Source organism: Methylobacterium mesophilicum SR1.6/6 (genome assembly GCF_000364445.2).
GTDB classification, from domain to species: Bacteria; Pseudomonadota; Alphaproteobacteria; order Rhizobiales; family Beijerinckiaceae; genus Methylobacterium; species Methylobacterium mesophilicum_A.
The window spans coordinates 529209-550596 of the sequence record NZ_CP043538.1 but is presented as its reverse complement, the minus strand read 5'-3'; the positions used below and the strand labels follow the sequence as shown (position 1 = coordinate 550596).

Genomic DNA, 21388 nt, shown 5'->3' with positions numbered 1-21388 from the left:
GGGGATCACGGCTTCACCGCCGGTCCGGCGGGCGCCGGCGTGTCGGAGACGGGGGCGCCCGGCACCATGGCGGGGCTGCGCTCGGGCTGGGCGCCGGGCACCCGCGAGGACAGCGGCGGCAGGCCGGGCGTGCGGATCTCCCGCGGGCCCGCGCCGAGCGAGCGGATATAGGCGGTGAGCGCCTGGATCTCGCCGTCCGAGAGCAGGCCCTGGTAGCTCGGCATGACCGGCGCGTAGCCCGCCACGACGTCCCGCTTCGGCTGGAGGATCGAGTCGCGCACGTAGGCGGCGTCGACCGTGGCGAGCCTGCCGCCGTCGAGCTGCACCGCCTGCCCCCAGATCCCCGCGAGGCTCGGCGCATGCACGGAGGAGCCTGGCGCGTGGCAGCCGGAACAGCCCTTATCGGAGAAGAGCCGCTCGCCTTGATGGGCGAGGTCGTCGCCCTCGGGCTGGGCCGAGAGCCAGGCCGCGTAATTCTGCGGCTCCATGACGATCACCCGGCCGAGCATGCGGGCGTGGTCGGTGCCGCAATACTCGGTGCACATCAGCTGGAACGTGCCGGTCTTGGTGGCCTGGAACCACGCCTCGGTGGTCTGATCGGGCACCGCGTCGCGCTTCAGACGGAAGGCCGGGATGTAGAAGGAATGGATCACGTCCTGCGAGGTCAGGACCAGGCGCACCGGCACGCCCACCGGCACGTGCAATTCGTTGATCTCCCGGGCGCCGTTGGAGCTCTGCGTCTTCCACATCCACTGCTTGCCGACGACGTGGACTTCGAGCGCGTCCTTCGGCGGCGAGAAGGCCCCGATCTCGGCCGAGGCCGCCCACCAGAAGATGAACACGAAGATGAACAGGGTGGCGGCGGTCCAGCCGATCTCGAACTCGCGGGAGACGACTTCGGGGAGCGGCCCCCGGTCGGCCTTCGAGCCGCGGCGGAAGCGGATCGCGAAGGTGACCACGAGGCCGACCACGAGGAGCACGATGGCCGCCGAGACCAGGGTCAGGCCGATGAAGATCCGGTCGACCTTGGCGGCCTGGGTGGAGGCGGCGACCGGCATGAGCCAGGCGGGCATGAGCGAGCCCATCAGCGCGCTCCCTCGGAGGCGGCGCGCTGCTGTGTGCCGGGCTGCCCGTCCGGCGAGGGCAGGGCGCTCGACGCGCCGCCGCGACTTCCGAAGGGCGGCACCTGCTCGGGCTGGACGGGGGCGGCGAAGCCGGCATCCCCCTCGGCCGCGAGGCGGGCCATCGCGGCGTCGATCGGCATGCGGGCGATGCCCTTGTCGCGGTCGACCCAGGCGTAGCCGGTGAGCCGCCCCTTCTGGTCCCGGAGGAGGGCGTCGAGGTCGCTCGCCGGCGCCCGCTGCAGCTGCGGCTGCGCGAAGGTCCGGGGCGGGCGCATCAGCGGCAGGGTCACGGTCGCCGTGTAGTAGAAGCGCAGGCCCGCCAGCGTCGCGGCGACGAACACCACGATGAACAGGCCGGTGAGCAGCACCGGGCGCAGCGCCAGGGCGGGGGCCTCCGTGCCGGGCCGGGCATGGCCCACGGCGTCGTCGTGAACGCCGGTATGCAGCTGGCCGTCGGCCGCCTGTTCAGGCATGGCGCGGCCTCCCGGCGGCCCGGATCCGGGCGAGGCGGCGACCGAACGGCACCGACAGCCCGGCCAGCAGCGTGAGGCCCAGCGCCGCGCATGCGGCGGCCGGCCCCGCGCCGTCGTCATAGGCCGGCAGGACGTACCACGCGAGGTGCAGGGCGAGCCCGATCAGCACGAGGAGGCCGATCACCCTCAAGGAGGCGGCGCTCTGCCGGATCCGGGCGAACAGCAGGGCCGCGAAGGGCAGGAGCCCGCCGGCCGTGAGCGATGCCAGCAGCACCGCGATCCAGGGTCCCGTGCCGCGCTTCAGGTACCAGGCCGCCTTCTCGGGCAGGTCGCCGTACCACGCGACGATGTAGGACATCAGGCTCAGGTAGAGGACACCCAGGAGAGTCGCGAGGATCAGCCCGGCGAGGTCGGAGGCGCGCGCGTCGTCGAGGCCCGGCGGGCTCGCCATCGCGGCCCAGGCGAGCGCCGCCAGGATCTGGTGCAGGGCGGTGTTGGCCGCGAAGGCGGAGGAGGTGAAGTGCGGCTCCACCGAGAGGATCCAGTCCACCGCCACGAGGCTGATGGTGAGCCCGTAGAAACTGAGGCCGAGTGCCGCCGCCAGCGGGCCGCAGCGGCCGGCGAGGCAGAGCAGGGCGAGGACCGACCAGCCGAGGAGGGTCAACGCTGCCCGTAGGTTGAACAGGGCCGGGTCGAGGTAAAGTTCGGCGATCCCGGGCTTCACCAGGCCGGGATCGGCCGCCCAGGGGTAGAGGGCGGGCAGGGCGAGCGCCACGCCCAGGAAGGCCAAGGCGGCGAGCGGCACCAGGGCGGCGGCCGGCCGCAGGGCCGGCGCTAGAGCCTCGCCCCAGCGGCCGCCGGTGACCCTGTGAATCAGCATCAGGACAAGGCTGCCCACCGGCACCGTGCTCCAGACGAGCCAGGCGACCAGCCAGCCGCGGGCGAGTGCTTCGATCATGGCAGGTGCTCCGCGAGGCCCGGCACCGCCGCGACGCGTGCGCCTTGCGAGAGCTGCAGCGCCCGGATGTAGGCGGCGATGGCCCATCGGTCCCGGGGCGTGACCCGGTTGGCATAGGGATACATGACGCCGTAACCCTCGGTGATTACGTCGACGAAGTACCGGGCCGGCGCCGCCCGCAGGCGGTCCTCGTGGTAGGAGGGCGGGGCTGGGAAACCGCGCTGCACGACCATGCCGTCGCCGTGGCCGGTATAGCCGTGGCAGGGGGTGCAGATCGCTTCGTAGCGCTCCTTGCCGCGGGCGAGCAGGGCCGCGTCGAGGCGGGGCGGCGTGGCGAGGCCCGCCGCGTAGGCGGCATCCCCCTGGGCGACGGTCCCGGCCGGGGGCGTCTGGGTCTCGGCGTTACCAGGGAAGAGCGGCGCCTTGCCGTAGACCTCGTAGCGGTTCTGCACCCGCATCGACTGATCGTCGCAGGCCGCGAGGCACAGGGCCGGAACGACCGCGAGGAGGAGCGCACGCCTCATCCGTGCATCTCCGACACCAGCAGCGCGCCGGCCTCCTCGAGCCGACGGCGCAGGGGTCCGGGCTCCGCCTTCGGGGCGACGAGGAGCAGGAAGCGGTCCTGGCTCGCCCGCTCGAACTGCGGCATATCGTGGACCGGGTGGTTGAGCCGCGGCAGGCCGCAGGCCCAGAGCAGCGCGGCGAAGCCCGCCACCGCCGCCGCCAGCACGCCGAACTCGAACGGCACCAGGGTGAAGACCGGCCAGGAATGGAGCGGCCGCCCGCCGGAATTCAGCGGGTAGGCGTAGACCGCGCTGTACCATTGCAATCCGTACATCGCGGCCGCGGCCCCGAAGCCCGCCAGCGCCATCACGAGTCGCACAGGGTTGCGCGGCGGCGGAAAGTCCTCCGACAGCTCCTCCAGCGGGAAGGGCGTGAAGGCGTCGAGCAGGCAGTGACCGTCAGCCCGGGCGAGCCGCAGCGCCCGCACCAGGGCGTCCGGGGTCTCGAACTCGGCGAGCAGGGGCGCACTGGTGGTGGCACTCATGCCGCCGCCTCCTCGTTGTGGCTGACCTGCCGGACCTCGTGCATCGACACGACGGGGAAGATCCGCACCAGCACCAGGAAGCCGAGCACGAACAGGCCGAGGGGCCCGAACAGGATCGCGAGGTCGTAGAGGCTCGTATGGTACGTCCGCCACAGGCTCATCGCGTGGCCGTGCGAGAGCGTGTTCCAGACGATCAGGATGCGCTCGAACCACATCCCGATGTTGATCACCACCGAAATCCCCGCGAGCATCCAGAGGTTGCGGCGCGCGAACGGGAACCACAGGGCCTGCGGCACGACGCAGTTGCAGGCGATCAGGGCGTAGTACAGGAAGCGATAGTCGCCTTCGAAGAAGTAGCGGACCACGTCCCGGTCGGCGCGCTCGCCGCCGTACCAGGCCATGAACCACTCGGTGGCGTACGACAGGGTCATGATCACGCTGGCGAACAGCATGACCTTGCCCATGACGTCGAAATGGGCCGGCGTGATCACCGCCTGGAGGTTCAGCCCCCAGCGGATGAAGATCGCGATCATCACCACCATGGCGAAGCCGGAATACATCGCGCCGACGACGAAGTAGGGCGGGAAGGATGCTCTCCTGCCAGCCGGGCATCAGGCTCGCGGCGAAGTCGAGGCCGACGATCGAGTGGACCGAGCAGACCAGCGGCACGGCGAGCGCCGCCATGGTCTTGTGGTAGGTCTCGTAGACCTGCCAGTGCCGGGCGGAGTTGCGCCAGCCCAGCGCCAGGGCGCCGTAGATGATCTGGCCGGCCCGGGTGGTGGCCCGGTCGCGCATCGTGGCGAGATCGGGCAGGAGGCCGGTGAACCAGAACAGCGCCGAGAACAGGATGTAGCTGAGGATCGCCCAGAAATCCCACACCAGGGCCGAGCGCCATTGCGGCCAGAGGTCCATGGTGTTGGGGTAGGGCGCCAGCCAGTAGGCGTAGAGCGGCCGCCCGAGATGGATGATGGGGAAGATCCCCGCGATGCCGGCGGCGAACAGGGTCATCGCCTCGGCGAAGCGGTTGATCGAGGCGCGCCAGCGCTGGCGCGTGAGCAGCAGCATCGACGAGATCAGCGTGCCGGCATTGCCGATGCCGATCCACCAGACGTAGTTGGCGATCGAGAAGCCCCAGACCACGGTGGTGTTCACACCTGAGAGGCCGATCCCCACGGTGAGCACCGCGCCGATCGCCCCGAGCGTCACCAGCACGAAGGGAAGGGTGGCCAGCAGCGCGTAGAACCAGAGCCTGCCGGGGCCACGCTTCTGGATCGGGTCGGCGATCGCCGCCGAGATCGCGCCGTGGCTGAGCTGCGCCGGGGCGATCCAGCGATGTCCTCGCGCGCCGCCGCTCACGTCCGCCCTCCGAGATCCGGGTTCGGGGCGTGGAGGTCGGCGAGGTAGGTGGTGCGGGGCCGCGTGTTCAGCTCCTCCATCAGGGCGTAGTGGCGGGGGTCCTGGCGCAGGCGGCGGATCGGGCTGTCGGGTTTCGCCAAGTCGCCGAAGGTAATGGCCCGGGTCGGGCAGGCGGACTGGCAGGCGGTGGCGACCGGGCCCATCGGACGGCCGTCGCGCTCAGAATCCTGCCGTTCGTTTGCGATCCGCTGGATGCAGTAGGTGCACTTCTCCATCACGCCGCGGGCCCGGACCGTGACGTTCGGGTTGTGCTGCGCCTTGATGCTCTCGGCGCCCATTGTCGCGTAGGGTTGGCCGTCCGCGTAACCGAAGAAGTTGAAGCGCCGGACCTTGTAGGGGCAGTTCGCCTCGCAGAAGCGCGTCCCGACGCAGCGGTTGTAGACCTGGAGGTTGAGACCCTCGCCGTCATGGACGGAGGCCGCCACCGGGCAGACCGGCTCGCAGGGCGCGTGCTCGCAATGCATGCAGGGCACCGGCTGGAACCCCGCATGAACCGCCTCGGGCGTGCCGGAATCGTAGAGATCGACCCGCAGCCAGTGCATCATCCGGCCCCGGGCGATCTCCTCAGGCCCGACGACGGGGACGTTGTTCTCGGACTGGCAGGCGACCACGCAGGCGTTGCAGCCGATGCAGGCATGGGTGTCGATCACCATCGCCCAGGCATGGCCGTCGGCGTCGCCTGTCCAGGGTTCGAGGAGGGTCGGCTGTTCGGCGCCGATGCCCTTGGGCTTTGCCTGCGGAAGGTCGGCCAGGGCGATCTGGCGGAAGAGTTTCCTGGTCTCGCCTTCGATCTGCGTATAATTCTGGGTGCGCAGCACCTCGCCCGTCCGATCGAGCTTCTCGACGTCGACGCCCGCCAACAGGCGCGGCGCCGCCGCCGTGGCGAGGCGGTAGCCGTCCGCGCCGATCCCGCTGCCGATCGCCCCGGCACGGGGGCGGCCGTAACCGAGGGTCAGAACGCCCGCCCCGTCGGCCACGCCGGATTCCACCGAAACCAGCGCCTCGATGGCACGGCCATCCATCCCGAGCCGCACCACGTCCCCGGCCGCGAGGCTGCGCCGGGCGGCCTCACGTGCCGAGAGCGCCAGGGCGTTACCCCAGACCTGCTTCGAGACCGGCTTCGGGCATTCCTGCAGCCACGCATTGTTGGCGTAGCGGCCGTCATAGAGACAGGGATCCGGGCGCATTTCCACGGCGAGGCCGGTGACGGGCGGCCGCAACGGCAGGGCCGGCAGCCGCGCCTCGCCCGGATCCACCGGGGCGGCGGCGCTGTCGGGGATCACCCCGTCGTGGAGTGCCTTGCGCCACCAGCCCTCGAAATCATCGCCGCCCCGGTCGTGCCACGTCGCCCGGACGATGTCGTAGCCGGCGGTGGCGGGCGCGCTCGCGAGGAGCGACAGGATCTCGTGAGCCGAGCGGCCGCCGTAGAGGGGCCGGACCAGAGGCTGGACGAGGCTCGCAGTGCCGTCCAGAGCCCGCAGATCCGACCAGCACTCCAATTCGTGCGCCAGCGGCAGGTGCCAGTGCGTGGCCCCCGCGGTCTCGTCGCCGTGGAGCCCGGCATGGACCGAGAAGCCGGCGCGGCCGATCTTGTCCGCGAAGGCGAGGTCGGCCGGCGCGGTCTGGACCGGGTTGCAGCCGAGGATCGCGAGGCAGGAGACCCCGCCGCGATCGAGATCCGCCGCCAGGGTCGCGAGATCGGCGGGCGCATGGTCGCCCGCGACGTCGTGGGGGGCGACATACGTGACCGGGGCCTTCAGCCGGCCGTTGATCCAGTGACCGAGGGCGTGCAGCTCCGGCGGCAGGGCGTCGCCCACGAGGACCAGGGCGCGGCCCTCGGCACCGCGCAGGTCCGCCGCGGCGGCCGTGGCGAACCGGGCGGCCTCCGGCGGCAGGTCGGGGACGAGGAGGTTCGCGCCGAGGCTGCTCGCTAGGGCGGCCAGCAGGCCGGCGTGGTCGGCCGGGTGGAGGGCGCAGCGGGCATCGGCCTTGATGCCGGTCTGGGTCAGCGCGGTCTCGGCGACGTAGAGCCGGCCGAACCGTACCGGGTCCTGGCGCCGGTCGATGAACGCGCGGCCGAACCGGATCTGGTCCGGCCCGGGCCCGAGCGTGTCGGCGCCGACGCAGCAGATTATCTCGGCGCGGCCCGGATCCGGCAGCGCCCGCAAGGGGCGGCCGAAGGCGAGGTCCGCGCCGCGGAGCGCGGCGGCATCGTCCAGGGGCTCGTGGACGTGCCAGACCGCCTCGGGCATTGCCTGAAGCAGGGCGGCGATCTGGCGGGCGAGCGTCGGCGAGGTGACCCGCCCGGTGAGCAGGCGCAGGCCCCGCCCCTTCTCCCGGCGCACCTGCGCCAGGGGCGCGGCCAGCGCCCGCTCGACCATGTCCCAGGAGGCGATGCCGCTCACCCGCTCGGTCACCGTCCGCGAGCGGTCTGGATCGTAGAGGTCGAGGATTGCGGCCTCGGCGAAGACGTCGGTGGCCCCGAGGCTCGCCGGGTGCTGGGGATTGCCCTCGATCTTGATCGGGCGCCCGTCCACCGCGATGGCGTGGACGCCCCGCGCCCAGCCGCCCAGCGACAACGCGGTGGCGTAACGCGCCGGCACGCCGGGCAGCAGTTGCTCCGGCTGCACCACGTAGGGCACCAGCTCCTCGGAGGGTTTCGAGCAGGCGCCGAGGCCCGCGGCGATGCCCGCGGAGAGCAGGCCCAGCGCCTCGCGACGGGAGGGGGTGCTCAGCGGTGGCATATGGAGCACTCGCTGAGCCGCTGGGGGCTCTTGATGTGGTAGGCCTTCACGAGTTGCGCGCCGACCGCTTTCTGATCGGGCGGCGGGGTCCAGTTCGTGTCGAACACCGCCTCGCGGGGGCGCAGGTTCGGGGCCGGATCGCGGTGGCAGTCGAGGCACCATCCCATGGTGAGCGGCGCCACCTGCCGGACCAGCTTCATGGTCTGGACTTCGCCGTGGCAGGTGGTGCAGCCGACGCCCTTGGCCACGTGCACGGAATGGTTGAAGTAGACGTAGTGGGGCAGGGCGTGGACCTTGCGCCATTCCAACGGCCGCCCCTCCGCGAGGCTGGTGCGCACCGGCGCCAGCATCGGCGCGTTGGTCCAGACCTGCGAGTGGCAGCTCATGCAGGTCTCGGTGGGCGGGATGCCCGGGAAGGCGGCCTTCTCCACCGACGTGTGGCAGTAGCGGCAATCGATCCCGAGGCCGCCGACATGGTGCTCGTGGCTGAATGGGACCGGCTGCTCGCGGGTCACCTCCTGCTGGGTGGCGTAGGGCGAGCGCCAGTACGCGTAGGCGAGGCCCATCGACAGGACCGGCACCACGGCCACCGAGGCCAGGACGACCCGGGCGACCGTGTCGGCGCCCGGACGAAAGATCTGCACCATGCCGTGCGTCCACCTCCGGGCGACGTCACCGGGGTCGGACACGCGGGCCCGGACTCCCAGACAGGCTTAGACGGCGCGGGAAGGCCGGGCGCCTACCTATGTTGGCCGTTCAGCCCGCGGGGTACTGCCCGGGCGCGTAGCGCCGGACCATGGCGGTGCAGAACGCCGCGTATTCTCCCCGGACCAGCGGCGCGCTGGTGTGATGAGGCGAGATCCCCCGATGCTCCGGCGTGAAGCAGAAGGTGACGGTGACGTCGAAGTCCTTCAGCGCCTCCATCTGCCGGTCGAACCAGTCCAGCGCCCCGGGGCGGAAGCTGTCGGCCCAGGAGAGGCCGGTGCGTAGATGGCGCACGCCTAGCCGCTTCATCCACGAAACCGCCTCGTCGAGCCGGTGGTCCTCGAAGTGGAACCACTGGCACAGGCCAATCTCGGGGGTGTGGCGGGCAAAACTCTCCAGCGCGATCTTCGGCGTGCCGTCCTGGCGGAGCAGGCCCATGTGGAAGTGCCGGTAGTAGGAGGAGCCCTCGGCCTCCTTGTGGCGGGTGGTGGCCTCCCATTCCCGCGGCAGGTCGTAGAGGCTGTACCAGTGGATCCGCGGCGCCCGCCCCGAGAGCAGCTCCAGGGTCCGGCGCAGGCCCCAATCCTGGACCTCCTCGGCGCCGAAGGTCGAGACGCCGACCTCCGAGACCCAGACCGGCAGGTCGGTGACCGCGCGGATCTCGTCGACCTTGGCCGGCCAGTCATGGATCGACCACAGGTTCCAGTCGAGGGGGAAGCCGTGCACCGCCACGGCGTCGACGGCGTCGAGGACGCCGCGGGCCTCCATGTTGCGAATGAAGAGCGGATCGATCGGCGAGATGCCGCCGAGCACGCGGGTCAGGTTCGGGTTCACGTCCCGGATCGCGTGGCCCGCCTCCTTGACCATCTCGGCGAAGAGTAGCCAGTCGGGATCGATCTCCGGGTCCCAGTGCGACTTGTTGTTGGGCTCGTTCCAGAGCATCACCGAGTCGATCATCGCATTCCCCCGCGTCCGTGAGCCTGCGCCCGCGCAGGATATTCGGCCCCCACCCCGTAGGGCACCGGCGCGGTGCGGCAGAGATAGACCTCCGCCTCGGGCTGGGCCTCGATCGAGAAGCCGCTCGCCCGCAGCATCGCCTCGATGCCGGCGCGGTTGGGGATCCACCAGTTGGTCCAGTCGTGCGCATAGGAGCGCTCGACGAAGTGCATCCGCGGGTAACCGGGCCGCTCGAACTGGTCCATGTCCCAGAAATCGTAATCCGCGGCGACCGGCTCGACCGCCCGGCTGCCACGCAGCATCGACTGGAACACCAGGAGGTCGCCGGCCACGTGCTCGCGGATCAGGTCGAGGGCGAGCAGCGGGTGGCGCAGGTGGTAGAGCACGCCCATGAACAGCACGACGTCAAACCGCTCGCCCAGGGCGCCGACGTCGTAGACGGAGAGGTTGCGGAACTCGATGTCGTGGCCGAGGCTGGCGGCGGCGAAGCGGGCCTGGGCGAGGTAGCGGTCGTCGGAATCGAGGCCCAGCACCCGGGCGGCGCCCCGCTGCTTCATCGCGATGGCGTAGAAGCCGCCGTTGCAGCCGATGTCGAGGACGCTCTTACCGGTGAGGTCGGCGGGCAGCGCGTCGGCGAAGCGGCGCCACTTCACGCCCGGGTAGTCGCCGAGGAAATGGTCCGGGGCGGTCCAGACCCCGTCGCCGAGGTCGATGTTGTGGAACCAGGGGCCGAGGGCGTCGGCCTGCCGGCGCAGATCTTCGGCCGTCACGGCGGTGGCCGTCATGGTGCGGTCCGTTCGTTGAGGGAGACGACGCGGCCGCCGCCGGGCCAGAGGGCGAGCTCGCTGCAGGAGGCGGGATCGACCACGATCCGGTCGTAGGCGTCGAGGCCGAGCCCCAGGACCGTCAGGAGCGCGGCGCGGATCACGTCGGCGTGGCTCACCAGAATCACGGGCGCGCCGTCCGCGGCGAGGCGGTCGAGGATCCGTCCGACGCGGCCCTGCGCCTCCGCCATGCCCTCGCCGTCCGGCGGACGGGCGGTGGCGCGCTGCGCGTTCCAGGTGGCCCAGTCGGGATCGGCCGCGAGTTCGGCGAAGCTGCGGCCGGTCCAGGTGCCGAAGTCGATCTCGTCGAGGCCGGGCTCCGTCCCGACATCCAGGCCGAGGGCGGCGGCGATCGGGGCCGCGGTCTCGGCGGTCCGTTCGCGCGGGCTCGCCAGCAGGGTGCCGGCGCCGCAGCCGGCGAGGCGGCGGGCCAGGGCCTGCGCCTCGGCGCGGCCAGCCTCGCTCAGGCAGACGCCCGGCATGCGCCCGCACAGGATCCGGCCCAGCCGATCGTGGCTGCCGTGGCGCACGAGGAAGACCTGCCTCATGCGAAGACGCGGCTCGGCGTGGGGACGGATCTCTCCCACGCATCCGCGCGTCTCCCTCCCCCCTCTGCGGGGGAGGGTGGCCCGGCGCCGGCCGTAAGGCGGGGTCGGGAGAGGGGAACCCGGCTTCCGGATTTGGGGCGACCTTCATGAAGGCCTCCGCCTCTTTCTGCACCGTCGCTCCCCTCTCCCGACCCCCTTCGGGGGCCACCCTCCCCCGCAGAGGGGGGAGGGAGGGCGCATGCCGGATCTGAATCGCTCCTCATCACGCCGCCTCGCCCGCCACGAAGCGGCGGGTGCGCTCCCGCGCCTCCGCGTCGGTGAACTGCCGGGGCGGCGACTTCATGAAGTAGCTCGACGGGCCCTCCAGGGCGCCGCCGATCCCCCGGTCCAGGGCGAGGCGGGCGCAGCGCACCGCGTCGATGACGATGCCGGCGGAGTTCGGCGAGTCCCACACTTCGAGCTTCAGCTCGATGTTGAGCGGCACGCCCCCGAAGGCGGTGCCCTCCAGCCGGATATGCGCCCATTTCCGGTCGGTCAGCCAGGGCACGTGGTCGCTCGGGCCGACATGGACGTCGTCCGGCGCCAGCGGCGCATCGAGCTGGCTCGTCACCGCCCGGGTCTTGGACAGCTTCTTCGATTCCAGCCGCTCGCGTTCGAGCATGTTCAGGAAGTCGGCGTTGCCGCCGAAATTGAGCTGGTAGGTCCGGTCGAGCCGCACCCCGCGCTCGCGCATCAGGTTCGCCAGCACCCGGTGCACGATGGTGGCGCCGACCTGGCTCTTGATGTCGTCGCCCACGATCGGCAGCCCCTTCGCGGCGAAGCGCTCCGCCCATTCCGGATTCGACGCGATGAAGACCGGGATGCAGTTCACGAAGGCGCAGCCGGCCTGGAGCGCGCATTCGGCGTAGAACTCGGTGGCCGCCTGCGCACCCACCGGCAGGTAGGAGACCAGCACCTGCGTGCCGCTGCGCCGCAGTGCCTCCGCGACATCGGCCACTGGCTCGGGCGATTCCGCCACCACACCCTCCAGGTAGCGGCCGATCCCGTCGAGCGTCGGCCCCCGCCGGACCGTGACGCCGGTCGCCGGCACCGCGGCGAAGACCTGGGTGTTGTTGGGCTCCGCCAGGATCGCGTCGGCGAGGTCCCGCCCGACCTTGGCGGCGCTCACGTCGAAGGCCGAGACCACGGCGACGTCGCGCACCCGGTAGCCGCCGAGATCTGGCGACATCAGGCCCGGCACCGCGTCCCCGGGGGCGGCGTCGCGGTAATGGTGCAGCCCCTGCACGAAGGACGAGGCGCAGTTGCCGATCCCGACGAGGCCGACGCGGATGGGGGCGGCGGCCATCAGCGCCTCGGACGTCCGGAGCTTCGATCAGCCGGCGACAACGGCGCGCTCCTCGATGGCCGGACGGGCGGGGCGCGGGGCGATCTCGCGGGAGAACCACGCGATCGTCGCCTCCAGGCCCTCCTCCAGCGGCACCCGGGGCGACCAGCCGAGCCGCGTCTCTGCACGGGTGATGTCGGGGCGCCGGCGCTGTGGATCGTCCACCGGCAGCGGCCGGCGCACGATGCGGGACGGGGTCTCGGTCATCCGCACGACGAGGTCGACCAGTTCGCCGACGGTCATCTCCCGGGGGTTGCCGAGGTTGACCGGCCCGTCGAGGGGCGTCCCGGCCTCCATCAGACGGAGGAGCCCGTCCACCAAGTCGCTGACGTAGCAGAAGGAGCGAGTCTGCTCGCCGTCGCCGTAGACCGTGATGTCGTCGCCCGCGAGCGCCTGGCAGATCACGTTGGAGACGACGCGCCCGTCATCGGCGCGCATCCGGGGCCCGTAGGTGTTGAAGATCCGCGCCACGCGGATGTCGAGGCCGTGCTGGCGCTCGAAGTCGAAGGTCAGGGTCTCGGCGGAGCGCTTGCCCTCGTCGTAGCAGGCCCGCGGCCCCGTGGGGTTCACGTTGCCCCAGTAGGATTCCTCCTGCGGGTGCCGCTCCGGATCGCCGTAGACCTCGCTGGTCGAGGCCTGGAGGAAGCGCGCCTCCGAATCCCGGGCGAGTTCCAGGAGCCGGCCGGTGCCCAGCACGCTGGTCATCATCGTGTGGATCGGGTCGGCCTGATAGTGCGGCGGCGAGGCCGCGCAGGCGAGATTGTAGACCCTGTCGACGCGCGGCAGCGAGGGCAGCGGCGCGGTCACATCCGCTTCCACGAAGTCGAAGCGCGGCTCGCGGGCGAGGTGGGCGAGGTTCGCCCGCCTTCCGGTGAGCAGGCTGTCGACGCAGGTGACGCGCGCGCCCTCGGCGAGGAGCGCGTCGATCAGATGCGAGCCGATGAAGCCGGCGCCGCCGGCGACGAGGACTCGGACACCGCTCCTGGTTCCCACCATCATTCTCCCGCCTGCCTAGTGACCGATGACCGCGAGAGCGGGCGCACGCTGCGCCCGTGCCTCGCCGAGGATGCGTTCGAGGTCCGCGGCGCGGACGGCGGCGGTGTGCCGCGCCAGGATCGCTGCCCGGGCCGCCGCGCCGAGCTGCCGCCGCTCGGCCTCGGAGCGGTCGCGCAGGATAGAGAGGACGGCGTCCGGACCGTCCGGCAGCAGGATCTCGCGCTCCGGCACCAGCAGGGTGTCGAGCCCGTCCCAGCGGTCGGAGAGCACCGGGGTGCCGCAGGCGCCCGCCTCGAACAGGCGCACGCTCGGGCTCCAGCCGGCCCGGACCATGTCGGCGCGGGTGACGTTCAACGTGTAGCGGCTCGCCGCGTAGAACTCAGGGTGCCGGTCGGGCGGCAGGTGCTCGATCCGCTCCACGTTGGAGGGCCAGTCGATGCCGGCCGGGTATTGCGGTCCGGCCACCGCGAAGCGCAGCTTCGGGGCGCGGCGGGCTGGCTCGATCAGCAGGCGCTCCAGGGTAGGCTGCCGGTCCGGGCTGTAGGTCCCGAGATAACTGAGGTCGTAGCGCGCCGGGCGGTCGAGGATCGGGTAGGCTTCCGGGTCGACCGAGCAGTAGAGGGCGCTCGCCGCGGGCGCGCCGTAATCCCGCTCCAGGCGCCGCAGGGTCGGGCCGCCTGTGAAGGACAGGTAGAGGTCGTAGTCGCGGATCTGCCCGGCCGCGAGGTACGCGCAGGTGCCGGCCTCCAGGGCTGCCAGGGTCACGGGCGTGTCGATGTCGTAGAAGGCGGTGACGCCGCGCGCCCAGTCGAGCACGCGTGCGCCCGCCGCGATGCCCTCCGGCACGTAGGAGCCGACGATCACGGCATCCGCCGCCGCGATGGCGGCGCGGTGCGCGGCGAGCCCGTCGAGGTCGGCGTAGAGGGCGAGGTCGCAGAAGCCGGGCTCGGCCAGGTCGCGATGCGCGGCGTACCAGGGCACGTCGCGCTCCAGGAACAGCACGTCGTGGCCGCGGTCGGCGAAGGCCTTGAGCAGCGCCCGGTACGTGGTGGCGTGCCCGTTCCCCCAGGACGAGGACAGGCTCAGGCCCAGGACGACGAGGCGCAGCGGGGCCTGCGGGGCCGCGCTCACGCGACGCTCCGCCGGGCCGCGCCCACGGCCTCCGCCTTGCGGGCCGCCTCGGCCCGCAGGATTGCGTCCACCTCGATGGCGCGGCGCGCATAGGTGTGCTCGGCCGTGATGCGGCGACGCGCGGCCTCGCCGATGGCGCGGGCCCGCTCCGGCGTGAGGGCCGCGACGTGGTCGGCCACATCCCGCCCGTCCCGGGCGACCAGCACCTCGGTGTCATCGTCGAGGAACAGGCCAAGGCCCTCCCAGGCATCGGTGATCAGGCAGGCGCCGGCGCCCGCCGCCTCGAACACCCGGGTGGCGGGGGAGAAGCCCACCGCCGCCATGCTGTCCCGGGCGATGTTCAGGACCGCGCGCGGCGTCGTGTTGAAGGCGTTGTGCTCGCGCGTGTAGACGTGGCCGAGATGCCGGACGTTGAGCGGCAGGCCCCGGCTCTCCCAGCCGTTGCCGCCGATCAGGAAGGCCCGCTCCGGCAGCCGCGCCGCCGCCGCCAGGAAGAATTTTTCCACCCGCGCCTCGCGGTCCGGCAGGCGGTTGCCCAGGAAGGCGAGGTCGGCTGAAAAGCGCGGCTCCGGCGGCACCGGGAAATGGGTGTCCGGATCCAGCGCGTTGTAGATCGGGATGCAGGCGCGCGCGCCGAAACCCTCGTAGGCCGAGACCACCGGCGGGCCGCCCCCGTAGGTCAGCACGAGGTCGAGGTCGGGCAGGGCGCGGCGGAGCGCGTGGTCGGGATCGGCGCGCATCTCGGACAGCGTCGCCGGGGCATCCACGTCCCAGAAGATCCGCACCGCCTCGGGGCGGGACGCCGCGATGACGCCGTGGAGGAGTTCGTCGTCGAACACGCCGACGCCGCTCGCCTTCACCACCACGTCGGCCTGCGCCGCCTCGGCGATGACCGCGCGGGCGGCCTCGATGGTCGCCGGATAGACCGTGACGGCCGCGTAGGGCGGCGGCTCGATGTCCCGGTGCTGCTGCCGGTCGAAGGCGTCGGGCTCGTAGAACGTGATCGTGTGGCCGTGCCGCGCCAGGGCGGCGAGCATGCCCCGGTAGTAGGTCGCGGCGCCGTTCCAGTAGGACGACAGCAGGGAGGAGCCGTAGAAGGCGATCTTCATGCGGTGGCCTCCAGGGTGGTGGGCGCCCGCAGGTCCTGGGCCGAGCTCTTCGCCGAGCTCTCGGCCAAGCTCTCGACGATGCCGAGCAGCTCCTCGGCCCGGTGCGCGCAGGTGTGACGCGCCTGGATGGTGGCGAGGCCCGAGGCGGCGAGCGCCGCTCGCAGGCCGGCATCCGCCCTCAGGGCGCGCAGGTGGTCCTCCATCTCAATGCCCGTGCGGGCCACGAGGTAGTCCCGGCCCGGGCGGAACAGGCTCTCCGCGTCGTCCCAGGGCGCGCAGACCAGGGGGATGCCGCAGGCGAGTGACTCGAACACCCGGATCGTCGGGATGCCGGGCAGGCGCTCCACGTAGAAGCGCCGGGGCACGTGGACCGTGGCGAGGTGGCGGGCGAACAGGCCCGGCGCCGCGGCGTTCGCCGCCCAGCCGTGATAGCGGGCGCCGTAATGCCTCAGGGTCGCGAGCGCCGCCTCGGGGAAGCGCACGCCGTAGACGTCCAGCGGCAGGCCGGCTTCCGCGGCGGGGCGGAACAGGTAGGTCTCCAGTTCCGCGCTGCGCTCGTCGTCGCCCCAGTTGCCGATCCAGATCAGGCCGGCGCGGGTGCCCTTCCGAGCAGGCGGGTGGAACAGCCGCGTGTCGGCGGCCTCGTGCCAGACGAAGGCGCGGCGACCCCAGCCCTTCGCCCGGTAGACCGCGGCCAGCGTCTCGCCGAAGGCCAGCACGCCGTCGTAGCCGGAGAGATCGAACCGCCCCATCTCCTCCGGGGCGCTCACCGCCCGGTGGTGGGTGTCGTGGAACAGGAGCGTGTAGCGCGCCCCGCGGCGCCGGGCGGCGCCGAGGGCCGCCACCAGGGCCGGCTCGTTCCACTCGTGGACCAGCACGAGGTCGCTGTCTGCCGCGCGCTCGATCACCGCGTCGACATCTGCGTAGCGCGTGGAGGCAAGCTCCGGATAGGCCGCCCGGTAGGCGTCGAGGCCGGCCTCGCCGTGGTCGCGCAGGAGGTTTGCGAGGCTCCAGGCGTTCTCGGGCTCGTAGGCGGTCACGGCGTGGCCGCGGGCCATCAGGTCCCGCAGCACCCCGCGCAGGAAATGCGCATTGCCGTGGTTCCAGCACGAGGCCAGCGAGTGGGTGAAATAGGCGATCCTCATGCGGCGGCTCCCCCGAGCCGGGCCGGCACCCCGGCGCCGAGGCCAAGCAGGACGCCGAGCACCCCCTCGATCATCGGCGCGACGCCGTAGCGGCCGGCGCGCACGGCGGCGGCTTGGCCGGCAGCCGCGCGCCGGACGGGATCGTCGAGGAGGCCCTGTACGGCACCGGCCGCCGCTTCGTCGTCGTCCGCGTCCACGAAGGCGGCGGCACCGTCCCACAATTCGCGAAAGCTCGGGAGGTCCGACAGCACCAGGGCGCAACCTGCCGCGGCGGCCTCCAGAACGGCGAGGCCGAAGGGCTCGTAGCGGGCGAGCGACACGAAGACCGGCCGGCCGGCGAGTTCCGCGGCGATGCCCGCATCGTCGAGCCGTCCGAGGAGCCGCAGGTGAAGCGTCTCGACCCGGCCGCCGTTCGGCCCGTCGATGGAGCCGGCGGCGCGCAGCGGCACGGACAGGCGGGCCGCGAGGCGGTCGAGGGCGGCGGCGTTCTTCGCCCGGTCCCAGAGACGGCCGGCCGTGAAGGCGACGGGGGCGGCGGCCCGGGGCGGCAGGCCGCTCGGGTCGCGCCCGTTGCGGACAACGACGGGCGGAGCTGCGAGGCCGCAGACCCGGGCGGTGGCGAGGGCGTGCGCCCGGGTGGGGGCGAGGAGGGCATCCGCGGCGCGGCAGCCCCGCACGGCGAGGTCGTGGCGCCACGCAAGGTCGGCCGGCAATGGCCCGGTCTCGACGGCATCCCACCACGTCGCCACGCAGGAATGGCACACGGCGGCCACCGGAACGGGATAATCCGCCAGCGCCAGGGCGGGGCTGTGCAGATGCACGCAGTCGGCCCCGCAGGTGCGGGCGAGGTCCGCCAGCGCCCGCGCGGCGTCGAGCACGGCGTCCGGCGTCCCGGCGGTCCAGTCGAGGGGCAGGCCGGTGGCGACGATGCGGGCGCCGGTGTCCCTCTCGGCCGCGGCGATCCGCCCGTCGGCGGGCGCGGGTCCCAGGACCGCTACGGTCACGGCTGAGCCCCGCCGCACGAGTCCGGCGGCGAGGTCGAGGCTGTACTGCCAGACGCCGCCCACCGCATCCGCGCTCATCAGGACGTGCGGCGCCGTCGCCGGGGAGGGACTCAGCAGCACCCGCATGCGGCCTCCAGCTCGGGGAGGGGGAGGGGGCGCTCGTCCTGGATGTCGCTGAATTGGGTGAACTGGCCCAGGTAGTGGGCGTGCGCCCGCTCCCAGGCCTGATCGTCGGGCGCGCCCCAGAGGCGCCGGTAATCGGGGGAACTCGGATAGGGGTAGAGCGGAACCGGGTCGTTCGCCCAGACGCCCTGGCCGCGCAGCCGGTCGCGCCACGTCGCCACGAGGTCGGGGTCGTCGCCGGCCACGGCGATGAGGTTCGCCTGCACGAACGGCACCGAGCGACGGGCATGGATCAGGCGCTCGGCAAGGTCGTCGGTCGAGGCGCGGCAGTTTTTGTCGAGGGCGGCGCGGCCTTCCTCCGTCAGGCTCTCGATCCCGGCCTCGATGGAGACGCAGCCGGCCGCCCCGAGGAGGTCGAGCATGTCGGGCTTCCAGAGATCGATCCGGGTCTGGATCCCGAAGCGCAGATCGCGGGCGACCACCGCCTCCAGGAGCGGCTTCTGCGGCAGGAAGATCTCGTCGACGAAGTAGACGTAGGTGACGCCCTGCGCGATCAGCCCGTCGATTTCGTCTAGGACGATGGTGAGGTCCCGGCGCCGGTAGGCATCGCGGAAATCGATCTTGGCGCAGAACGAGCAGGTGTAGGGACAGCCGCGCGAGGCTTCAACCTCGGCGCCCGGGCCGTCGGGCGCGGCGTCGAAGCGGTGGTGGTGGTGCCGGTGCCGGGCGATCCAGCCCTCCGGCCAGCGCAGGGCCGGCAGGTCGGTGAAGCGGCCGGCATGGGGCGGGCCGGTCACGGCGACCGTTTCGCCATCGCGGAACGCGAGGGCCGGCACGGCCCGCAGGGTGTCCGGCCCCAGGCCGCCGAGGCCGGCGAGGCGGGCGACGACCTCCTCGCACTCGCCGCGCACGACGATATCGCAGCCGAGTTTGTCCAGGACCGGCCGCGGCGTCGCCGAGCCGTGGGGGCCGACCGCGACCGTTGTCCCGCCCCTTCCCGCCAGGGTGTCGAGGAAGGCGCGGGGGCTGCGCAGCTCCGGCGGGGCGCAGCGCCAGAACAGGTAGGTGGGGGCGGTCGCCACAACGGTCATGGCGGGGGCGAAGGCCGCGACCCGGTCGGCGGCAGCCTCGGCGGTGAGGCCCTCCAGGTGGGCGTCGACCACCAGCGTCTCATGGCCGGTGGCCGCGAGCAGGGCGGCGGAATAGCCGAGTTCCAGCGGCAGGTGCGGCTCGCGGCAGCCGAAATAGATGCTGTTGCGGTAATCCCAGGATGGGTTGACGAGCGCGACTCTCATGCGGCCGCTCCCGCAAACGGCGCCGGGCCCGGCTGCGCGCGCGCGGCGGTGAGCCAGCCGGCGAGGTCGGAGACCCCTTCGCGCCAGCCCGTGAAGGGCGCGAGTCCCAGCCGCGCGACAGCCCGGCGCGTGTCGGAGACGTAGTAGCGCTGGTCGCCCGGGCGCCAGTCCTGGAAGCTCCGCGCCACGGGACGCCCCAGCAGGGCGCCGGCATGGTCGAGGAGCTGCAGCAGGCTCACGGCGTTGCCGGGGCCGCCGCCGATGTTGAAGGCGTGGCCGGACGCGTCACCGATGCGGGCGAGCGCCGCCCGGTAGACCGCCACCACGTCGCGCACGTGCAGGATGTCGCGCACCTGCCGGCCGTCGCCGTAGAGCGTCACGGATTCCCCCGCGAGCGCACGGATCAGGAAATGGGCGACCCAGCCCTGATCCTCGTTGCCCATCTGGCGCGGCCCGTAGATGCAGCTCATCCGCATCACCGCCGCCGGGAGGCCGAAGCTGCGGGCGTAGTCGAGCACGTACTGGTCCGCCGCGCCCTTGGAGCAGCCGTAGGGCGTGTGGAAGTCGAGGGGCCGGGTCTCGCCGATGCCGCGGGCCCGCAAGGCGAGGTCGGCCGGCAGATGGGCGTCGCCGACTGCCTCGAGGGCAAGGTCCGGCAGGTTTCCGTAGACCTTGTTGGTCGAGGCGTAGAGCAGGGGGACCGGCCGCTTCAGGGCGCGCAGGGCCTCCAGCAGGTTCACGGTGCCGAGGAGGTTGATTTCCATGTCGGCCCGGGGGGCGACGAGGCTCGTCGTCACGGCGACCTGGGCGGCGAAGTGGAACACCGCCCCGGCCTCCGCCACCGCGCGGGCGAGTTCCTGCGCGTCGCGGATGTCGGCGACGACCGGGCTGATCCGGCCGCCGTGGCGCTGCCGCAGCCAATCCAGGTTGGCCGCCACGCCCGGGCGCGACAGGGCGTCGAAGACGATCACGGCGTGGCCGTCGGCCGCGAGGCTGTCGGACAAGTTGGCGCCGATGAAGCCGGCGCCGCCGGTGACGAGGATCGGCCGCCCGCTCACGCGACGAGACCGCGCGCTTCGAGCTCGCGCCGCGCCTCCGCGACGCGGTCAACGGCCTGCTGCTCGGCCACCCAGGTGGCCAGCTCGGCGAGCCCCTCGACGAAGTCGCGGCGCGGCGCGTAGCCGAGCTCCCGCTGGATCCGGCCGATGTCGGCGATGCAGTGGCGGATGTCACCGAGCCGCGCCTGGCCGGTCACCTCCGGCTCGATCCCCTCCCGGCCCATGGCGCGGGCGAGCAGCCGGGCGACCTCGCTGACCGTCCGATCCTCGCCGCTGCCGACGTTGTAGACCTGACCGGCGGCTGCCGGATGTTCCAGGGCCAGCGCGAAGGCCCGGGCGACGTCCTCCACGTGGACGAAGTCGCGCCGCTGCGCCCCGTCCTCGAAGATCATCGGCGGCTGGCCGTTGTGCAGGCGGGCCGCGAAGATCGCCAGGACGCCGGTATAGGGGTTCGAGAGCGCCTGGCCCGGCCCGTAGGCGTTCCACAGGCGCAGCGCCACGCCCTCCATCCCGTAGGCGGGGGCCAGCGTCAGCGTCAGGCGCTCCTGCATGTACTTGGTCAGCGCGTACACGGAGGCGAGCGCCGGACGCTTGGTCTCCGGGGTCGGGATCGGCCGCATCGGCTCTCCCCGCGCGTCCAAGGGATCCCAGGGCTCGCCGGGCCGGCGCGGGCGGCGCACGACCTCTTCCGCGGTGGCGCCATCCGAGGTTCGGTACAGCCCTTCGCCGTAGACGCTCATCGAGGAGGCCACGACCACGCGCTTCACCGGCGCCTCGATCAGCTGCTGGAACAGCACCGCCGTGCCGCAATCGTTGACCGAGACGTAGCGCTCGACCGCGTACATGCTCTGCCCGACGCCGACCTCGGCGGCGAGGTGGACGACCCGGTCGATCCCGTGGAGCGCCCGGCTCATCGCCGCACCGTCGCGAACGTCGCCGGGCTGGAATTCGACGTCCGGCGGCAGCGCGGCAGCGTCACTCCTGTCGCCGCCGTGGACCTGCTCGATCAGGCTGTCGAGCACCCGCACGTGGTAGCCGCGGCGCAGCAATTCCATGGAAAGATGGCGGCCAATAAAGCCAGCGCCACCAGTGATAAGCACGGATTCCGGCACGAGGTGTGATATTCCCCTGCGAGGACTTAAAGCTATGTAGATCAGGAATTGGATCCGTAAGAAACAACTCAGGTTAAATTCGGCTTCTGATTGGCAAAAACGTCTACTTTAATGCTAAGTTTACGGAAAGTATGGGCAAATCCTTTTCGCGGATAGCCAGTCCTCGCGAGACAATCCGCCTCATCTGGTCGGGGACGCGAGCCTCCCTAGCAGGCGCGAGGCCGGCTCGCCTCG

General features: G+C 72.2%; 19 protein-coding genes and 1 pseudogene. All 20 read right to left on the bottom strand.

The window, feature by feature from the left end:
- Positions 1–5 precede the first annotated feature (5 nt).
- Positions 6–1085 (bottom strand): cytochrome c oxidase subunit II, encoded by a 1080-nt coding sequence (coxB, locus tag MMSR116_RS02565; protein ID WP_010683898.1) that lies wholly within the window; start codon positions 1083–1085, stop codon positions 6–8.
- Positions 1085–1597, bottom strand: coding sequence for a hypothetical protein (locus MMSR116_RS02560; RefSeq protein ID WP_010683899.1), 513 nt, complete (start codon positions 1595–1597; stop codon positions 1085–1087). The genes coxB and MMSR116_RS02560 overlap by 1 nt, the downstream gene beginning before the upstream one ends.
- On the bottom strand, positions 1590–2555 hold the full coding sequence (locus tag MMSR116_RS02555) for a hypothetical protein (RefSeq protein WP_010683900.1): 966 nt from the start codon (positions 2553–2555) through the stop codon (positions 1590–1592). The genes MMSR116_RS02560 and MMSR116_RS02555 overlap by 8 nt, the downstream gene beginning before the upstream one ends.
- Positions 2552–3079, bottom strand: a complete 528-nt coding sequence (locus MMSR116_RS02550; RefSeq protein ID WP_010683901.1) for a c-type cytochrome — start codon at positions 3077–3079, stop codon at positions 2552–2554. The genes MMSR116_RS02555 and MMSR116_RS02550 overlap by 4 nt, the downstream gene beginning before the upstream one ends.
- On the bottom strand, positions 3076–3603 hold the full coding sequence (locus MMSR116_RS02545; protein WP_010683902.1) for a DUF3341 domain-containing protein: 528 nt from the start codon (positions 3601–3603) through the stop codon (positions 3076–3078). The genes MMSR116_RS02550 and MMSR116_RS02545 overlap by 4 nt, the downstream gene beginning before the upstream one ends.
- Positions 3600–4959 (bottom strand): annotated as a pseudogene (nrfD, locus tag MMSR116_RS02540) (NrfD/PsrC family molybdoenzyme membrane anchor subunit). Before nrfD ends, MMSR116_RS02545 begins: the two are co-directional and overlap by 4 nt.
- Positions 4956–7763 carry a 4Fe-4S dicluster domain-containing protein gene (locus MMSR116_RS02535; protein WP_010683904.1) on the bottom strand — a complete coding sequence of 936 codons (2808 nt, stop codon included), beginning with the start codon at positions 7761–7763 and terminating at the stop codon, positions 4956–4958. Before MMSR116_RS02535 ends, nrfD begins: the two are co-directional and overlap by 4 nt.
- Entirely contained in the window at positions 7751–8410 is a 660-nt protein-coding gene (locus tag MMSR116_RS02530; RefSeq protein ID WP_010683905.1) for a cytochrome c3 family protein, read from the bottom strand. The genes MMSR116_RS02535 and MMSR116_RS02530 overlap by 13 nt, the downstream gene beginning before the upstream one ends.
- Before the next feature lie 109 nt (positions 8411–8519).
- On the bottom strand, positions 8520–9425 hold the full coding sequence (locus tag MMSR116_RS02525; RefSeq protein ID WP_010683906.1) for a glycosyl hydrolase catalytic core: 906 nt from the start codon (positions 9423–9425) through the stop codon (positions 8520–8522).
- Positions 9422–10210, bottom strand: a complete 789-nt coding sequence (locus tag MMSR116_RS02520) for a TIGR04290 family methyltransferase (RefSeq protein WP_010683907.1) — start codon at positions 10208–10210, stop codon at positions 9422–9424. Before MMSR116_RS02520 ends, MMSR116_RS02525 begins: the two co-directional genes overlap by 4 nt.
- Complete coding sequence (locus tag MMSR116_RS02515) at positions 10207–10797, bottom strand: histidine phosphatase family protein (protein WP_039893149.1); 591 nt, start codon at positions 10795–10797, stop codon at positions 10207–10209. The genes MMSR116_RS02520 and MMSR116_RS02515 overlap by 4 nt, the downstream gene beginning before the upstream one ends.
- Positions 10798–11059: 262 nt before the next feature.
- Complete coding sequence (locus MMSR116_RS02510) at positions 11060–12142, bottom strand: inositol-3-phosphate synthase (protein ID WP_010686548.1); 1083 nt, start codon at positions 12140–12142, stop codon at positions 11060–11062.
- 27 nt (positions 12143–12169) lie between these two features.
- The gene (locus tag MMSR116_RS02505; RefSeq protein WP_010686547.1) at positions 12170–13177 is read right to left on the bottom strand and encodes a UDP-glucuronic acid decarboxylase family protein; all 1008 of its coding nucleotides are present in this window, start codon (positions 13175–13177) and stop codon (positions 12170–12172) included.
- A gap of 15 nt (positions 13178–13192) precedes the next feature.
- Positions 13193–14308: a CgeB family protein gene (locus MMSR116_RS02500; RefSeq protein WP_010686546.1), complete on the bottom strand. Its 1116-nt coding sequence runs from the start codon at positions 14306–14308 to the stop codon at positions 13193–13195.
- Positions 14305–15417, bottom strand: a complete 1113-nt coding sequence (locus MMSR116_RS02495; protein WP_010686545.1) for a CgeB family protein — start codon at positions 15415–15417, stop codon at positions 14305–14307. Before MMSR116_RS02495 ends, MMSR116_RS02500 begins: the two co-directional genes overlap by 4 nt.
- Positions 15414–16562, bottom strand: coding sequence for a CgeB family protein (locus MMSR116_RS02490; RefSeq protein ID WP_010686544.1), 1149 nt, complete (start codon positions 16560–16562; stop codon positions 15414–15416). The genes MMSR116_RS02495 and MMSR116_RS02490 overlap by 4 nt, the downstream gene beginning before the upstream one ends.
- Entirely contained in the window at positions 16559–17692 is a 1134-nt protein-coding gene (locus tag MMSR116_RS02485) for a glycosyltransferase family 4 protein (protein WP_010686543.1), read from the bottom strand. The genes MMSR116_RS02490 and MMSR116_RS02485 overlap by 4 nt, the downstream gene beginning before the upstream one ends.
- The gene (locus MMSR116_RS02480; RefSeq protein ID WP_010686542.1) at positions 17677–18984 is read right to left on the bottom strand and encodes a TIGR04295 family B12-binding domain-containing radical SAM protein; all 1308 of its coding nucleotides are present in this window, start codon (positions 18982–18984) and stop codon (positions 17677–17679) included. The genes MMSR116_RS02485 and MMSR116_RS02480 overlap by 16 nt, the downstream gene beginning before the upstream one ends.
- Positions 18981–20042 (bottom strand): SDR family NAD(P)-dependent oxidoreductase, encoded by a 1062-nt coding sequence (locus MMSR116_RS02475; RefSeq protein ID WP_010686541.1) that lies wholly within the window; start codon positions 20040–20042, stop codon positions 18981–18983. Before MMSR116_RS02475 ends, MMSR116_RS02480 begins: the two co-directional genes overlap by 4 nt.
- Positions 20039–21154, bottom strand: a complete 1116-nt coding sequence (locus MMSR116_RS02470; protein ID WP_010686540.1) for an NAD-dependent epimerase/dehydratase family protein — start codon at positions 21152–21154, stop codon at positions 20039–20041. Before MMSR116_RS02470 ends, MMSR116_RS02475 begins: the two co-directional genes overlap by 4 nt.
- Positions 21155–21388 lie beyond the last annotated feature (234 nt).

What these genes read in the sequence shown, in the direction of transcription:
- coxB (WP_010683898.1), bottom strand. Translation starts at nt 1,085, where the DNA reads ATGGGCTCGCTCATGCCCGCCTGGCTCATGCCGGTCGCCGCCTCCACC.
- MMSR116_RS02560 (WP_010683899.1), bottom strand. Translation starts at nt 1,597, where the DNA reads ATGCCTGAACAGGCGGCCGACGGCCAGCTGCATACCGGCGTTCACGAC.
- MMSR116_RS02555 (WP_010683900.1), bottom strand. Translation starts at nt 2,555, where the DNA reads ATGATCGAAGCACTCGCCCGCGGCTGGCTGGTCGCCTGGCTCGTCTGG.
- MMSR116_RS02550 (WP_010683901.1), bottom strand. Translation starts at nt 3,079, where the DNA reads ATGAGGCGTGCGCTCCTCCTCGCGGTCGTTCCGGCCCTGTGCCTCGCG.
- MMSR116_RS02545 (WP_010683902.1), bottom strand. Translation starts at nt 3,603, where the DNA reads ATGAGTGCCACCACCAGTGCGCCCCTGCTCGCCGAGTTCGAGACCCCG.
- MMSR116_RS02535 (WP_010683904.1), bottom strand. Translation starts at nt 7,763, where the DNA reads ATGCCACCGCTGAGCACCCCCTCCCGTCGCGAGGCGCTGGGCCTGCTC.
- MMSR116_RS02530 (WP_010683905.1), bottom strand. Translation starts at nt 8,410, where the DNA reads ATGGTGCAGATCTTTCGTCCGGGCGCCGACACGGTCGCCCGGGTCGTC.
- MMSR116_RS02525 (WP_010683906.1), bottom strand. Translation starts at nt 9,425, where the DNA reads ATGATCGACTCGGTGATGCTCTGGAACGAGCCCAACAACAAGTCGCAC.
- MMSR116_RS02520 (WP_010683907.1), bottom strand. Translation starts at nt 10,210, where the DNA reads ATGACGGCCACCGCCGTGACGGCCGAAGATCTGCGCCGGCAGGCCGAC.
- MMSR116_RS02515 (WP_039893149.1), bottom strand. Translation starts at nt 10,797, where the DNA reads ATGAGGCAGGTCTTCCTCGTGCGCCACGGCAGCCACGATCGGCTGGGC.
- MMSR116_RS02510 (WP_010686548.1), bottom strand. Translation starts at nt 12,142, where the DNA reads ATGGCCGCCGCCCCCATCCGCGTCGGCCTCGTCGGGATCGGCAACTGC.
- MMSR116_RS02505 (WP_010686547.1), bottom strand. Translation starts at nt 13,177, where the DNA reads ATGGTGGGAACCAGGAGCGGTGTCCGAGTCCTCGTCGCCGGCGGCGCC.
- MMSR116_RS02495 (WP_010686545.1), bottom strand. Translation starts at nt 15,417, where the DNA reads ATGAAGATCGCCTTCTACGGCTCCTCCCTGCTGTCGTCCTACTGGAAC.
- MMSR116_RS02490 (WP_010686544.1), bottom strand. Translation starts at nt 16,562, where the DNA reads ATGAGGATCGCCTATTTCACCCACTCGCTGGCCTCGTGCTGGAACCAC.
- MMSR116_RS02485 (WP_010686543.1), bottom strand. Translation starts at nt 17,692, where the DNA reads ATGCGGGTGCTGCTGAGTCCCTCCCCGGCGACGGCGCCGCACGTCCTG.
- MMSR116_RS02480 (WP_010686542.1), bottom strand. Translation starts at nt 18,984, where the DNA reads ATGAGAGTCGCGCTCGTCAACCCATCCTGGGATTACCGCAACAGCATC.